Source organism: Alloalcanivorax sp. C16-2 (genome assembly GCF_046507615.1).
Taxonomy (GTDB): Bacteria; Pseudomonadota; Gammaproteobacteria; order Pseudomonadales; family Alcanivoracaceae; genus Alloalcanivorax; species Alloalcanivorax marinus_A.
In genome coordinates, this window is sequence record NZ_JBKFTL010000002.1 from 541179 (window position 1) to 556317 (window position 15139).

At 64.3% G+C, this 15139-nt stretch carries 14 protein-coding genes; 5 read left to right on the forward strand and 9 right to left on the reverse strand.

Annotated features, from left to right (window positions below; genetic code table 11):
• Positions 1-19: 19 nt before the first annotated feature.
• From ACLD02_RS12735 to ACLD02_RS12750, 4 genes are all read left to right on the forward strand, one after another.
• The gene (locus tag ACLD02_RS12735; protein WP_203105200.1) at positions 20-1246 is read left to right on the forward strand and encodes a type II secretion system F family protein; all 1227 of its coding nucleotides are present in this window, start codon (positions 20-22) and stop codon (positions 1244-1246) included.
• Positions 1247-1249: 3 nt separating this feature from the next.
• Entirely contained in the window at positions 1250-2119 is an 870-nt protein-coding gene (locus ACLD02_RS12740) for a prepilin peptidase (RefSeq protein WP_410298860.1), read from the forward strand.
• Positions 2120-2228: 109 nt separating this feature from the next.
• Positions 2229-2834 (forward strand): dephospho-CoA kinase, encoded by a 606-nt coding sequence (gene coaE / locus ACLD02_RS12745; RefSeq protein WP_203105202.1) that lies wholly within the window; start codon positions 2229-2231, stop codon positions 2832-2834.
• Positions 2824-3015 (forward strand): DNA gyrase inhibitor YacG, encoded by a 192-nt coding sequence (locus tag ACLD02_RS12750; protein WP_203105203.1) that lies wholly within the window; start codon positions 2824-2826, stop codon positions 3013-3015. The genes coaE and ACLD02_RS12750 overlap by 11 nt, the downstream gene beginning before the upstream one ends.
• A gap of 57 nt (positions 3016-3072) precedes the next feature.
• Here ACLD02_RS12750 and ACLD02_RS12755 read toward each other — a convergent pair whose 3' ends face one another.
• The 4 genes from ACLD02_RS12755 to ACLD02_RS12770 all read right to left on the reverse strand — a co-directional run bounded on the left by ACLD02_RS12755 (position 3073) and on the right by ACLD02_RS12770 (position 9062).
• Positions 3073-4011 carry a Nudix family hydrolase gene (locus ACLD02_RS12755; protein WP_203105204.1) on the reverse strand — a complete coding sequence of 313 codons (939 nt, stop codon included), beginning with the start codon at positions 4009-4011 and terminating at the stop codon, positions 3073-3075.
• A gap of 5 nt (positions 4012-4016) precedes the next feature.
• Complete coding sequence (gene argJ / locus ACLD02_RS12760; protein WP_410298861.1) at positions 4017-5219, reverse strand: bifunctional glutamate N-acetyltransferase/amino-acid acetyltransferase ArgJ; 1203 nt, start codon at positions 5217-5219, stop codon at positions 4017-4019.
• Positions 5220-5221: 2 nt separating this feature from the next.
• The gene (gene secA / locus ACLD02_RS12765) at positions 5222-7957 is read right to left on the reverse strand and encodes a preprotein translocase subunit SecA (protein WP_410298862.1); all 2736 of its coding nucleotides are present in this window, start codon (positions 7955-7957) and stop codon (positions 5222-5224) included.
• 178 nt (positions 7958-8135) lie between these two features.
• Complete coding sequence (locus ACLD02_RS12770; RefSeq protein WP_203105207.1) at positions 8136-9062, reverse strand: M23 family metallopeptidase; 927 nt, start codon at positions 9060-9062, stop codon at positions 8136-8138.
• Positions 9063-9190: 128 nt separating this feature from the next.
• On the opposite strand from ACLD02_RS12770, the gene ACLD02_RS12775 reads away from it, so the two are divergent.
• Complete coding sequence (locus ACLD02_RS12775) at positions 9191-9640, forward strand: hypothetical protein (protein ID WP_410298863.1); 450 nt, start codon at positions 9191-9193, stop codon at positions 9638-9640.
• Positions 9641-9757: 117 nt separating this feature from the next.
• Here ACLD02_RS12775 and lpxC read toward each other — a convergent pair whose 3' ends face one another.
• The 5 genes from lpxC to ACLD02_RS12800 all read right to left on the reverse strand — a co-directional run bounded on the left by lpxC (position 9758) and on the right by ACLD02_RS12800 (position 15131).
• Complete coding sequence (gene lpxC, locus ACLD02_RS12780) at positions 9758-10672, reverse strand: UDP-3-O-acyl-N-acetylglucosamine deacetylase (RefSeq protein ID WP_203105209.1); 915 nt, start codon at positions 10670-10672, stop codon at positions 9758-9760.
• Between the two features lie 109 nt (positions 10673-10781).
• Positions 10782-11945, reverse strand: coding sequence for a cell division protein FtsZ (gene ftsZ / locus ACLD02_RS12785; protein WP_203105210.1), 1164 nt, complete (start codon positions 11943-11945; stop codon positions 10782-10784).
• 174 nt (positions 11946-12119) lie between these two features.
• The gene (gene ftsA, locus ACLD02_RS12790; protein WP_410298864.1) at positions 12120-13355 is read right to left on the reverse strand and encodes a cell division protein FtsA; all 1236 of its coding nucleotides are present in this window, start codon (positions 13353-13355) and stop codon (positions 12120-12122) included.
• Between the two features lie 22 nt (positions 13356-13377).
• Positions 13378-14196, reverse strand: a complete 819-nt coding sequence (locus ACLD02_RS12795) for a cell division protein FtsQ/DivIB (RefSeq protein ID WP_338015229.1) — start codon at positions 14194-14196, stop codon at positions 13378-13380.
• Complete coding sequence (locus ACLD02_RS12800) at positions 14193-15131, reverse strand: D-alanine--D-alanine ligase (RefSeq protein WP_410298865.1); 939 nt, start codon at positions 15129-15131, stop codon at positions 14193-14195. The genes ACLD02_RS12795 and ACLD02_RS12800 overlap by 4 nt, the downstream gene beginning before the upstream one ends.
• Between the last annotated feature and the right edge of the window lie 8 nt (positions 15132-15139).

Below are 15139 nucleotides of genomic sequence, written 5' to 3' on the forward strand. Positions count from 1 at the left end.
GACGGCGGGGACAAGCATTATGGCGAAAACAGCGGCTCAAGAAAAAACGGCCACGTTCACCTACGAGGGGATCGATCGCAAGGGTACCCGCGTAAAGGGGGAAATCTCCGGCAAAGGCCCGGCCCTGGTGCGCGCCGAACTGCGCAAGCAGGGCATCCAGGCCAAAAAGGTGGTCAAGAAGCGGGAAATTTCCATTCTGGGCGGCAAGAAGAAAATCAAGCCCGCCGATATCGCCCTCTTCACCCGGCAGATGGCCACCATGATGAAAGCCGGGGTGCCCTTGGTGCAGGCCTTTGAGATCGTTGCCGACGGCCTGGACAATCCATCCATGCGCGACGTGGTGATGCGCCTTAAAACGGATGTGGAAGGCGGTAACAATTTCGCCGGCGCCCTGCGCCAGCATCCACGCCTGTTCGACGATCTCTACTGCAGCCTGATCGAATCCGGCGAGGCCTCCGGCTCCCTGGAAACCATGCTCGACCGGGTGGCACTCTACAAGGAAAAGACCGAGGCTCTGAAGGCCAAGATCAAGAAGGCGGTGAAATACCCCATCGCGGTCGTCGTGGTGGCGGTGATCGTCACCGGCATTTTGCTGGTGAAGGTGGTACCCACCTTCCAGGAACTGTTTCAGGGGTTCGGCGCCGAATTACCCGCCTTCACTCAATTCGTGATCGGGCTATCCGAAGGACTGCAAGCCAACTTCCTTCCCATTCTTCTTATCACGGCGGGGTTGATTTTCGGCTTCGTGGAGGGCCGCAAGCGCTCCAAGGGCTTCCACGACGCGGTGGACCGCCTGCTATTGCGGCTGCCGATCATCGGCCCCATTACCCACAAAGCCACGGTGGCCCGCTTCGCGCGAACGCTGTCCACCACCTTTGCCGCCGGCGTTCCCCTGATCGAGGCGCTGGACGCCTGTGCCGGGGCCACTGGCAACGTGGTGTATCGCAAGGCGGTTTTGCAGGTGAAGGAAGACGTGGCCACCGGCCAGCAGTTACAGTTCGCCATGCGCGCCACCGGGGTGTTTCCCGCCATGGCGCTGCAGATGACCGCCATCGGTGAGGAATCCGGTTCCCTGGACGCCATGCTGGCCAAGGTGGCGACCTACTACGAGGATGAAGTGGACAATATGGTGGATGGTCTGACCAGTATGCTGGAACCCTTGATCATGGCCGTGCTCGGCGTGCTGATCGGCGGCTTGATCATTGCCATGTACCTGCCCATCTTCCAGCTCGGCCAGGTAGTGTAAGGCATGGGGGTAATGGAGCCGCTGGCGGCTTATCCGGTCGCCCTGATCACCGTCTGCGCGTTGTTCGGGCTGCTGGTGGGCAGCTTTCTGAACGTGGTGATCCACCGGGTGCCACGCATGATGGAAGCGGGCTGGCGCCGCGAGGCCCGCGAACTGCTGGAGCAGCCGGCGGAGGACGAGCCGGCGTTCAACCTGGTGGTGCCACGGTCGCGCTGCCCCAAGTGCGGCCATGGCATCCGCTGGCATGAAAACATTCCCGTGCTGAGCTGGCTGCTCCTGAAAGGCCGTTGCAGCCAGTGTGGCGCCGCGATCAGCAAGCGCTATCCGATTATCGAGCTGCTCACCGCCCTGGTGGCGGCCCTGTGTGCCTGGCGCTTTGGCTATGGCCCCTGGTTGCTGTTCACCCTGGGGGCCAGCTTCACGCTGCTGGCTTTGGCGGTGATCGATCTTGATACCACGCTGCTGCCCGATGATCTCACCTATCCCCTGCTCTGGGCGGGCCTGCTGGCCGCGTTGTTGGGAGTATCGCCGGTGTCCTTGCCGGACGCGGTGATCGGCGCCATGGCCGGGTACCTGTCCCTGTGGAGCCTGTATTGGGTGTTCAAGTTGCTCACCGGCAAGGAGGGCATGGGCTACGGCGATTTCAAACTGCTCGCCGCGCTGGGGGCCTGGCTGGGCTGGCAGTTCCTGCCACTGGTGATTCTGCTTTCGTCGCTGGTGGGGCTGGTATTCGCGCTCTCCATGATGGCCTCCGGTAGCGTCAAACGTGGTCAGGGCATCCCGTTCGGGCCGTATCTGGCCATCGCTGGCTGGATCGCGCTTCTGTGGGGTGAACGGATCGTCAGTTCCTATCTCGGGTTATTCGCGCTGTAAGGAACGTGACTGGGAGCGGCGTTTCGCTTCCGCCCCGATCACTGCTCCCGCCTGTATCCCTCGCGCCTGATCCTGTATCTTTTGGCTCTCTCTTTTCCAGGAGCCTTCCATGTTCGTAGTGGGCCTGACCGGTGGTATTGGTAGCGGCAAGACCGCGGCCACGGACTATCTCGCAAGGCGCGGCATCACCGTGGTGGACGCGGATCTCGCCTCCCGGGTGGTGGTGGAGCCGGGACAACCAGCCCTGGACGCCATTGTCGACCGTTTCGGCCAGCCGGTACTCCAGGACGACGGCACTTTGAACCGCCGTGCGCTGCGTGAGATCGTGTTCAGTGACGAGGCCGCGCGCCGCGATCTGGAGGCAATCACGCACCCGGCCATCGGCGACGAGTTGCGCCGTCAGATCAGGGGTAGCCGCACGCCTTATACGGTGCTGGTGTCACCTCTGTTGCTGGAAGGTTCGCAAAAGGACATGACCCATCGGATCCTGGTGATCGATGCGCCGCCGGAGGTACAGGTGGCGCGCACCATCGCCCGTGACCAGGTGCCCAAGGAGCAGGTGGCGGCGATCATGCGGGCGCAGATGGCGCGGGAGCGGCGCCGTGCCCAGGCCCATGACGTGGTGGAAAACCACGGCCCGTTACCTCTGCTCCACGATCAGCTTGAGCACCTGCATCAAAAATATCTGAAACTCGCGGAACATCATGCCGGATAAACCCACTCGGATTTACCCCTGCCCACAATGCAAGAAGCCCACCCGTTGGGATGACAATCCCTGGCGGCCGTTCTGCAGCGAACGTTGCAAACTGATTGATCTGGGGGATTGGGCGTCGGAGCGCCACGGCATTCCCGGTGACCCGGATGCACCGACGGACGACCTGGACGATCTGTCGTAGGGAGGGTCGTTCGACCCCGATGCGGCGTTTCCGGTAATCGCGGTCGAACGACCGCTCCTACAGATCGGTGGGAGCGGGCCAGAAGCCGCGAATACCCGCCACCCCGTAAGCGCCATGGGCGCGGGCAGTGGCCAGGTCGCCCGGGCCGACGCCGCCGAGGGCATAGAACACCAGCGGGTTGCCCGCGATCAGATCGGCCAAGCCTTCCCAGCCCAGGGGTGCCGCTTCCGGATGGGTGGGCGTGGCGCGCACCGGCGACAGGGTGGCCATATCCGCTCCCAGGGCCATAGCCCGCTCGATTTGCGCGGCGTCATGGCAGGCCACCGACAGCAGACCGCCGAAGGTCGGCGCCCCATCCCGTTCCGCCCGCGTCAGCCCCTCGCCACTGAGATGAAGTCCGAACGCTCCTTCCCGACGGGCCGCCCCGGCGTCGTCGCGAATCCAGAACCGCAATCCCCGGGCGCGGCAGGCCGCGGTCACCGCCGGGCGGTCACTCCAGCCGCGCAGATAAACGCCCTGGCGCGCCGGGTCCAAACGCGCCAGCCCCTCGATGACATCGGCTTCGTCCAGGTCTTGCGGCGGAATTACCCACTCCGCTGGTAATTGCAGCGCCACCGCCACCGGTCGGTTAGCCTCCGGGAAGGCACGGGCGGAAAGCTCGCTTCGGGGCACCCACTCCACGGGCTGGCCTTCGCGACCGTGAGCGACACCACTGTAAGCGGTCACTTCGCGGAAATGCAGGGTCACCGCCAGATCCGGGTAGCGATGACGGACGGTAAGAAAAGGCGTCGAGCGGACGCCGTCCAGGCCCAGCTCCTCATGAAGCTCCCGGGCCAGGGCGTGGTCCAGGGCTTCGCCGGCCTCCACCTTGCCGCCGGGGAATTCCCAGAGGCCACCCTGGTGCTTGTGCTCCGGGCGGCGACTGAGGCAGAGACGGTCGTCGCCGTCCGGGATGATCGCCGCGACGACGACGATTTCGGCGAGGGGGGACGACATCCGCGTCAGGTCCGGTATTCGGCGTTGATCTTCACATAGTCGTAGCTGAAATCGCAGGTCCACACCTGGCCCCGGCCATCACCGGCTCCCAGGTCCACGCGGATGGTGATGTCCGGCCGCGCCATGACCCGCGCGCCCTGCTCTTCGGTATAGCTGTCGGCGACACCACCCTCGGCGACGATCTGCACGTCATCCAGCCACACCGCCACTTTCTCCACATCCAAACGCTCAATGGGAGCACGCCCCACGGCGGCAAGGATACGGCCCCAGTTCGGGTCGGAGGCGAACAGGGCCGTCTTCACCAACGGCGAGTGGCCGATGGTTTCCGCCACGAGCTGGGCATCCTGGTCGCTGCACGCGCCGGATACTTCGATGGAGACGAACTTGGTGGCGCCTTCCGCGTCGCGGATCAGTGCCTGGGCCAATTCCACGAACACCGCTTCCAGTGCCTGGTAAAGCAGCACCGCCGGGCGGTCGTCACCGTCATCAATTTCCGCACCCACCTGGCCGGAGGCGATCAGCATGCAGGCGTCATTGGTGGAGGTATCGCCGTCCACGGTAATGCGGTTGAAGGAGGCATCCGCCAACTGCTTGACCCACTGGTCCAGCAACGGCTTGGCCACCTTGGCGTCGGTGGCGATGAAGCCCAGCATGGTGGCCATGTTCGGCTTGATCATGCCGGCCCCCTTCGCCATGCCGGTAACGGTGATGGTGTCGCCACCCAGCTCGATGCGTCGACTGGCTACCTTGGGCACCGTATCGGTGGTCATGATGCCTTCCGCGGCACGGCCCCAGCCGTGCTCGTCAAGCGCGCCCAGGGCCTTGGGAAGCCCTTCCTCGAACGGCTTCATGGGAAAGGTCTGGCCAATTACCCCGGTGGAGAATGGCAGCACCGCCGCCGGCGGGCAGTGAGCCAGCTCCGACAGCAGCAGGCAGGTTTCCTCGCAGTAAGCGAAACCCTTGTCACCGGTGCCGGCGTTGGCGTAGCCGGTGTTGATCATCAGATAGCGGGGCGCGGCCTCGGCCAGGTTCCTACGCGCCACGCGCACCGGTGCGGCCTGGAAACGGTTGGTGGTGAACACCCCGGCCACCCGGGCGCCTTCGGCCACCTCGACCACCACCAGGTCCTTGCGATTGGCTTTCTTGATGCCCGCCTCGACGGCGGCCAGCTTGACGCCGGCCACCGGAAACCACTGCGTCTGCGTCATGATCAGGATTCCAGCTTCCCGCAACACTGCTTGTATTTCTTGCCGGAGCCGCACGGACACGGCTCGTTACGGCCCACCTTGCGGCCTTCACGCACCACGGTGCGCGGCTTCTCCGGCTGCCGTGAAGGCGGCGCGGCGCCACCGGTGCTTTCGTCGGCGGTGGGTGCCGCCAGTTGTTCCTGCCGGGCGTTCATCTTCTCGGCCTGCTCGCGGGCTTCCTCGCGGCGCTGGGCCTCCAGACGTTCCACCTCATCGTCGCGGCGTACCTCGAAGCTGTGCAGAACACGGATCAGTTCATGCTGAATCTGGTTAAGCATGGTCTGGAACAGCTCGAAGGCTTCCTTCTTGTATTCCTGTTTGGGGTTCTTCTGCGCGTAACCACGCAGGTGGATGCCCTGCCGCAGGTGATCCATGCTCGCCAGGTGTTCTTTCCAGTGCCGGTCGAGAATCTGCAGCATCAGATGCTTCTCGATCTGGCGCAGCGTGTCTTCACCGATCTCGGCGCGTTTACCCTCGTAGAGCTGCTCCATGCGCTCAATGACACGCTCGGTAATGCCTTCGATGTGCAGGTTCTTATCGTCCTCCAGCCAGTGACGCAGCGGCACGTCACAGCCGTACTCCGCGTACAGGGTCTTTTCCAGGCCCTCCACGTCCCACTGGTCTTCCACGGAACCCGGTGGCATGTAGCTGTGTACCACCTCGGGAATCACGTCGCGACGGATGCTTTCCACGGAAGAGGACAGATCCTCGCTTTCCAGAATCTGCTCGCGCTGGCTATAAACCACCTTGCGCTGATCGTTGGCGACATTGTCGTATTCGAGCAGATTCTTACGGATATCGAAGTTGCGGGCTTCCACCTTGCGCTGGGCGTTTTCGATCGCGCGGGTTACCCAGCGGTGCTCGATGGCTTCACCATCCTTGAGCCCGAGGGAGCGCATCATGTTGCGCACCCGGTCGGAAGCGAAGATGCGCATCAGATCATCTTCCATGGACAGGAAGAAACGGGTGTAGCCCGGGTCGCCCTGACGACCGGCACGGCCTCGCAACTGGTTGTCGATGCGGCGGGATTCGTGGCGCTCGGTGCCAATGATGTGCAGGCCGCCGGCCTCCAGCACCTTCTTGTGGTTCTCCTCCCACTCGGAGCGGATCTTTTCCGCCAGCTCCTCGGAAGGCTCCTCCATGTGCTTGATCTCTTCCTCGGGGTTGCCGCCGAGCATGATGTCGGTACCGCGGCCCGCCATGTTGGTGGCGATGGTCACGGTCCCGGGGCGACCCGCCTGGGCGATGATCTGCGCCTCCCGCTGGTGCTGCTTGGCGTTCAGCACCTGGTGTTTGATCTTGTCCTTGATGAGCCGCTGCGCCAGGTATTCGGATGCTTCGATGGTGGCGGTCCCCACCAGTACCGGGGCACCCCGCTCCACGCAGTCGCGGATTGCCTCGACGATGGCGTCGAACTTCTCCTGCAGGGTCAGGTAGACCAGATCGTTGGCATCCTTGCGGACCATGGGCCGGTTGGTGGGAATAACCACCACGTCCATGCCGTAAATCTGCCGGAACTCCACCGCCTCGGTGTCGGCGGTACCGGTCATGCCGGCCAGTTTCTCGTAAAGACGGAAATAGTTCTGGAAGGTGGTGGAGGCCAGGGTCTGGTTCTCCTGCTGGATGCGCACCCCTTCCTTGGCTTCCACCGCCTGGTGGATACCCTCGGACCAGCGCCGGCCCGGCATGGTGCGGCCAGTGTGCTCGTCAACGATCACGATCTGCCCGTTCTGCACCACGTACTCACGATCCTTATGGAACAGGGCGTGGGCCTTGAGCGCGGCGTGCACGTGGTGCAGCAGATTCAGATTGTGGGCGGCGTAAAGGCTCTCGCCCTCCTCCAGCAGCTTATTGTCCACCAGCAGCGATTCGATCAACTGGTGGCCTTCCTCGGTGAGCTCCACCTGACGCTGCTTCTCGTCGATGAAATAGTGGCCCTCATCCTCTTCGGTCTGCGCCTTGAGTTTCGGGATCAGCACGTTCATCTGCTTGTACAGCTCGGAGGAATCCGCCGCCGGCCCCGAGATGATCAGAGGCGTGCGCGCCTCGTCGATCAGGATTGAGTCGACCTCGTCGACAATGGCGAAGTAAAGCGGACGCTGCACCCGGTCTTCCAGCCGGAAGGCCATGTTGTCGCGCAGGTAGTCAAAACCGAATTCGTTGTTGGTGCCGTAGGTGACGTCGCAGCCATAGGCCTCGCGTTTCTGCTCCTGGGGCTGTTGGGAGAAGATCACCCCCACGCTCAGGCCCAGGAACTCATACAACGGGCGCATCCAGTTGGCGTCACGCTCGGCCAGATAGTCATTCACCGTCACCACGTGCACACCCTTGCCGGTGAGCGCGTTCAGGTAGGTGGGCAGGGTGGCGGTCAGGGTCTTGCCCTCGCCGGTGCGCATCTCGGCGATGCGCCCCTCATGCAACGCGATCCCCCCCATCAACTGGACATCGAAGTGTCGCATGCCCATCACCCGCGTGGCCGCTTCCCGCGCCACGGCGAAGGCCTGGGGCAGCAACTCGTCCAGCGTCTTGCCGTCGGCGTAGGCGGCTCTGAACTCGGCGGTCTTGGCCTGGAGCGCCGCATCGTCCAGTTGCGCCATTTCGTCGCCGTGGGCGTTCACCGACGCCACCAGGCGGCTGATTCGCTTGAGCTCGCGGTCATTCTTGGTCCCGAAGACTTTCTTGACGATGGTAGCCAGCATGAAACGTCCGTTTCCGATCAATGGGTGGGGCGAAAGGATGCCATTCTAAACACAATAGACCAGGGAGATAAGGTGCGGGGGGCGACTATTCAAGGGCCGGGAATCGCGGCTGAAGCCGCTCCTACGGTGCTCAGGATGCGGTATGAGCGGCTTCAGCCGCGATCAACCCGCTCCCCCATCAGCGGCGGGCGCGGTAGATATAGGGGTGCGGATTGACCTGACGGCCGTTCTTGAGCACTTCGTAATGCACGTGTGGGCCGGTGGAGCGGCCGCTGGACCCCATTTTGGCGACCACGTCGCCGGTGCGCACGATATCCCCCACCTCCACCAGTACTTCCTTGGCATGGCCGTAGCGGGTACTGATGCCGTTGCCGTGATTGATCTCCACCAGACGACCATAGCCGGTTCGTTTGCCGGCGTAGGTCACCACACCGGCGGCGGTGGCGACGATGTCGGAACCGTCCTTGCCGGCGAAATCCACGCCCTCGTGCCAGGCCAGCTTGCCGCTGAACGGGTCCGTGCGACGACCGAAGCGGCTGGACATCCAGCCCTGCGCGATGGGGCGACCAGCCAGGAAGGTCTCATTCTGCAGATGACGGTTGGCAAGCAGGTTCTCGAGAATGTTCAACTGCTGCTCGCGGCGTTCCAGGGTGGTGGTGAGAGACTCCAGCTCGGCCATGAAGGACGGCGGCGTGAAGGCACTACTCTCCGCCGGTTCCGGGCCACCCACGGCCAGATCGGCGCCGAAATCAAATTCATCGCTGTCGATGCCGGCCACATCCACCAGCCGCTCCCCCAGGGCATCAAGTCGGGTAAGCCGGGCCTGGGCGTCCGCCAGCTTCAGGGTCAGGGCGCGAATCTGTTCCTCGCTGAGGCGTTTGAGCTCGGCCACTTCGTCGGCCTGAACCCGCAGATTGTCCTGAAAGCGTTCCGCGACGGCGTCGGTGTAGGACGGCGGCGCCACACGGTAGCTGATCCAGTAGGCCCCCACGCCCACCAGCACCGGCAACGCCACCAGCACGCCCAGCGCGATCAGCGGCAGGAAGCGCGGCAGCGAAAAGGTGCGGGAGTGGCCCCGCTTGCTGTTCAACAATATGATGTTCATGGTGATAAGGACGTCCGATAATCCGGGTCGCAAAAGGCCCCGGGCTCCGCGTGTAAGCGGGCTTTTACGGATTGATCAAGGGTTCCTTAAAATATTTTTACAATCGCAGGGTAGCGTAAGGATTTGGCATGAGCAAGAAAACCCTGCCCGATGAACTCCAGGGCCTGATCCGCGCCACGCCGGGATTGGCGCGCTTGGCGCGGGCAGCCCGCGCCAATGGTCCGGCACCCGCCGAGGACCCTCGTGACTGCCTGCCACCGGCCCTGCGCGACAGGGTACGCCTGGTGGAGGCCGAACATCGCTGGCTGGCCCTGGTGGAAACCAGCGCCACCGCCCAGCTGCTGCGCTTTCACCTGCCCCGCCTGCGACGGGCCCTGCCACCGGGCGGTGATTTGAAGATCGTGGTCACCGGTAAGAGGGAGGTGGGTATCGCGACCTCGAAGCCGGCCCAGGCCGACGCGGGGCCGGTGCTGGATGCCAGCAGCGCCGCGCATCTGCGTCAGGCCGCGGACTATATAGAGGACGCGGATCTGGCGGCGGCGCTGCGGCGGCTGGCCGGGCGGGCTGATCGCGGCTGAAGCCGCTCCCGCGGTGAACCGCACCGCCGTAAACGAGAGCGCCCCGGTCGCGGGAGACGACCGGGGCGCACAGGGAGGCATCCACCGCGATCCATCGCGGCGATACAAGTGGCGCGGTTACTCCGCGGCCATGATCGGTTTCACGTAGGAGATCGGCGCGGTATCCGCGTCCTCGAACGTGACCAGTTCCCAGGCGTCCTCCTGCTTGAGCAACTCACGCAGCAGGGCGTTATTCAGGGCATGGCCCGATTTATGGCCCACGAATTCGCCAATCAGGCTGTGGCCAAGCTGATACAGGTCGCCGATGGCGTCCAGCATCTTGTGCTTGACGAATTCGTCGTCATAGCGAAGCCCGTCCTCGTTGAGGATACGGAACTCGTCCACCACGATAGCGTTATCCACGCTGCCGCCGAGCGCCAGATTCTGGCTGCGCAGGAACTCGATGTCGCGCATGAACCCGAAGGTCCGGGCCCGCGCCACTTCCTTCACGAAGGACGTGGAGGAAAAATCGATGCTGGCCAGTTGGTTGCGCTCTTCGAACACCGGGTGGTCGAATTCGATGGAGAACGTCACCTTGAAGCCGTCGAACGGTACGAAGGTGGCCACCTTGTCGCCCTCGCGAACGGTGACTTCCTTCTTGATCCGCACGAACTTCTTGGCGGCTTCCTGCTCCCGAATACCCGCGGACTGCAACAGGAACACGAAGGGACCGGCGCTGCCGTCCATGATCGGCACTTCCGGCGCCGACAACTCCACGTAGGCGTTATCGATCCCCAGACCGGCCATGGCCGAGAGCAGATGCTCGACGGTCCCCACCTTGACGCCATCCTTCACCAGGGTGGTGGACAGGGTGGTCTCGCCCACGTTCTCGGCGCCGGTGGAAATCTCCACCACCGGATCCAGGTCCACCCGCCGGAACACGATGCCCGTGTCCGCCGGTGCCGGACGCACCGTGAGATAGACTTTTTCACCGGTGTGCAAACCCACGCCGGTGGCGCGGATGACGTTCTTGAGGGTTCGTTGTCTGATCATTGATCCGTCACAAAATTGCCGGTATCCGCGAGGATACGTCCATCCTCAACGCGAAATAAGGGGGCGATGATAGCAAAAATCCCCTTTTCGCACCACGTATCCGCCGCCGTCAGTCAGCCTGACGGCGGAGGAAGGTCGGAATATCGATAAAATCGAGGTCTTCCGCGGTGTTCACCGCCTGCCGACCGCCACCCGCGGCCTGCTGCTGGGCGCGTTTACGCTCCACGGCGGGGCGGTCCAGGTCATTGTAATCCACCCGACCGTCAGCGCCGACGGGGGTTTGACGCCCACGCACCACCTTCAGTTCCTGTTGGGCGGCGCCCAGCCCGGTGGCGACCACGGTCACGCTGATATTGTCACCCATATCCGGATCGATGGCCGTGCCGATGATCACGTTGGCGTCCTCGCTGGCCAGCTCGCTGACGATATCACCCACCTCGGAGAATTCGTCCAGGGCGATGGACTCGTTGGCGGTGATGTTGATCAGGATGCCACGGGCGCCGCGCAGGTCCACGTCCTCCAGCAACGGGCTGGAAATCGCCGCCTGGGCCGCCTCGGCGGCACGATTGTCGCCGCTGGCCACGCCGGTGCCCATCATCGCGGTGCCCAGCTCGCTCATCACGGTGCGCACGTCGGCGAAGTCCACGTTGATCATCCCGGGACGCACGATCAGGTCGGCAATGCCCTTGACCGCGCCCTGCAGCACCTCGTTGGCCGCCTTGAAGGCGTCCAGCAGGGTGGTGGAGCCGCCCAGCACCGACTGCAGCTTCTCATTGGGAATGGTGATCAGGGAGTGAACGTGCTCCTTGAGCGCCTCGATGCCTTCCTGGGCGGAGCGCATGCGCTTTTTGCCCTCGAACGGGAACGGCTTGGTAACCACCGCCACGGTGAGGATACCCAGTTCCTTGGCAATCTCGGCCACCACCGGCGCCGCGCCGGTACCGGTGCCGCCACCCATGCCGGCGGTGACGAACACCATGTCGGCGCCGTCCAGCAGCTCGGCGATGCGCTCACGGTCTTCCAGAGCGGATTGCCGACCGATGTCCGGGTTGGCGCCGGCACCCAGGCCCTTGGTGACCTGGCTGCCGAGCTGGATCACGGTCTTGGCCGAGGAGTTGCGCAAAGCCTGCGCGTCGGTATTGGCGCAGATGAAATCCACGCCTTCCACGTTTGAGCGCACCATGTGGTCCACGGCGTTACCGCCACCACCACCGACACCCACTACTTTGATCACCGCGCCATGGGGTACGGAATCTTCAAGTTTGAATTGCATGGTTGATCTCCCGTTAATGCTTCCCTGTTTACTGCTTTTTCCAATCCCGACCGGACCACCCGGACGGGTTTGAAACCTCTAAGCCGCTTGCACGCTTGCATGCTCCACGCAACACGCGAAAACCACTCCGATTCAGCGTGTTGCGTGCTGGCGTGTTGCGTGCCCGCGTCTTCATCATAAATTGCCCTGGAACCACTTCTTGAAGCGTTCCATCCAGTTCACTTCGCCGCCGCCGGCCTGGGCCCGCGGGCTGCGTCCTTCCTTCTCCATCCGGTGGCCGTACAGCAGCAGGCCCACGGAGGTGGAATAAATCGGGTTGCGCACCACGTCGGTGAGGCCCGCCACGCCCTGGGGCGTACCCAGCCGCACCGGCATGTGGAATATCTCTTCCGCCAGTTCCACCGCGCCCTCGATCTTCGAGGAGCCGCCGGTGAGCACGATGCCGCCGGGGATCATGTCCTCGAACCCGGAGCGGCGGATTTCCGCCTGAATCAGGGTGAACAGCTCGTCGTAGCGCGGCTCCACCACCTCGGCCAGGTTCTGGCGGCTGAGGGTGCGCGGCGGCCGGTCACCGACACTGGGCACCTTGATGGTCTCGTCGGCGCCGGCCAGTTGGGTCAGCGCGCAGGCGTACTTGATCTTGATCTCATCGGCGTGCTGCTTGGGGGTGCGCAGCGCCATGGCGATGTCGTTGGTGACCTGGTCGCCGGCGATCGGGATGTTCGCCGTGTGGCGGATCGCCCCTTCGGTGAAAATGGCGATGTCGGTGGTGCCGCCGCCGATGTCGACGATGCACACACCCAGCTCACGCTCGTCCTCGGTCAATACCGAATGGGCGCTGGCCAGCTGTTCGAGGATGATGTCCTCCACCTCCAGGCCGCAGCGCCGCACACACTTTTCGATGTTCTGGGCGGCGTTCACCGCGCAGGTCACCAGGTGCACCTTGGCTTCCAGGCGCACGCCGCTCATTCCCACCGGCTCGCGCACGCCCTCTTGATTGTCCACCACGTATTCCTGGGGCAGCACGTGCAGGGTTTTCTGATCCGCCGGGATCGCCACCGCCTGGGCCGCGTCGATGACCCGGTCGATGTCCGCCTGGGTCACTTCCCGGTCGCGGATCGCCACGATGCCGTGGGAATTGAGGCTGCGCACATGGGAGCCGGCGATGCCCGCGTACACCGAATGGATCTGGCAGCCGGCCATCAGCTCCGCTTCTTCCACGGCACGCTGGATCGAGCGCACGGTGGCCTCGATGTCCACCACCACGCCCTTCTTCATCCCCCGCGACGGCTGGGAGCCGAGGCCCACCACCTCCACGGTGCCCTCCTCGGTGACCTGGCCGACGATGGCCACCACCTTGGAGGTGCCGATGTCGAGGCCCACGATCATGTTGTCCACTGCGTTCGCCATTAGAGGTACGTCCTCTGTTTGCTCATGCCTTTTGATCCCGCCAGGTCACCGCGATGCCATCGGCATAGCGCAGGTCGACCCGGGCCACTCCGCGACTGTCGCTGCTCAGCACGCCACGGTAGAGCCGCGTGAAGCGGCGTAACTTACCCACGTAATTTTCCCGGTCCACCACCACCTGCATCTGGTTGTCCAGGGTCAGCCGGGCGGTGAGCCGCGCGTTCACTTCCATCCGCTCGATGCCCAACCCTACCTCCCGCAACAGCTTGCTCATGCTGTGGTAGAAGCCCATCACCGCCTCCAGCCGCTGGTCCGGCCCGTTGAGTCGCGGCAGACCGGTCAGGTCGTACTGTTTCAGCGCCTTGAACGGCTCGCCGTTACGCGACACCAGCACGGTGTCGTTCCACACCGCCACCGGCTCACGCTCGGTGATCACCAGTTTGACCGTGTCCGGCCACTGCCGGCGCACCGACACATCGGACACCCAGCTCAGACTGGCCGCGCGCTGGTAGATATCTTCCAGCGGCGCCGAAAAATAGTTGGCGTCGCGCACCAGAGCCGCCAGGGCGGTTTGCACCTGCTGCTGCCGGCGCACATCGGTAACGCCATCCACGCCCACTTTGCGGATCGGATAGTGATCCAGCACCCGGGGCAGCCAGATCACCCCGGCCACCAGCACCGCCGCCACCAGTGACGCCAGCACCCCGGGCAGCGCCGCCGCCAGCCGCTCGCGCAGCGGCGCACGCTGCGGTTTGGCGACGCGGCGGCGGGCACCGCGCTGCGGTACCGTGTTGCGCGCGCCCCGCTTGGTCACCGGGCGCTTGGCGGCGTGTTGGCGTGTCACGTCCGTTGCTCCCTGTCACGGTCGGCGGCGAACCGGTCCACCGCCTCCAGAAGGATGCGCGCCACCAGGGTGGCGAAGTCGTCACCGGCGGCCTTGGCGGCCATCGGCACCAGGCTGTGATCGGTCATGCCGGGCACGGTGTTCACTTCCAGCAGCTGCCAGCGGCCCTGCTCGTCGCGCATCACGTCGACCCGGCCCCAGCCCTGGCAGCCCACTACCCGGAAGGCGCGCAACGACAGCTCGCGCAAGGCCTGCTCATCAGCGTCATCCAGGCCCGCCGGGCACAGATACTCGGTGGTGTCGGACTGGTATTTGGCCTCGAAGTCATAAAAGGCATGGGGCGTGCGCAACCGGATCGCGGGCAGCGCCTGATCGCCGACCACCGCCACCGTGTATTCCGGGCCGTTAACCCAGGCTTCCACCAGTACTTCGCTGTCATAGCGGCGTGCTTCAGCCAGGGCGGCGGCCAGTTCCGTCTCGTTGTCCACCTTGGCCATGCCGATGGAGGAACCCTCGTGGGAGGGCTTCACCATGCGCGGGAAACCCATCGCCGCCGGCGCCTCGGACACACCGTCCACGTAAAAATCCGGGGTCGGCAGACCGGCGCCTTTCCAAAGCTGCTTGGTACGCACCTTGTCCATGCCGATCGCCGAGGCCATGACCCCGGAGCCGGTGTACGGCACGGCCAGATGATCGAGCACGCCCTGGATCACGCCATCCTCGCCGCCACGGCCATGCAGGGCGACAAAGGCCACGTCGAACCCCTTGAGGGTGGCGACGCCGGTGTCCGCCGGGTCCACCAGCTCGGCGATCAGGCCCAACTGGCGCAACGCCTGGTGCACCGCGGCGCCGCTCTTCAGCGATACCGAGCGCTCGGCGGAATCGCCGCCGGCCAACACCGCCACCCGACCGATACGGGCCAGACGCTGCTTCATTGCGTTGT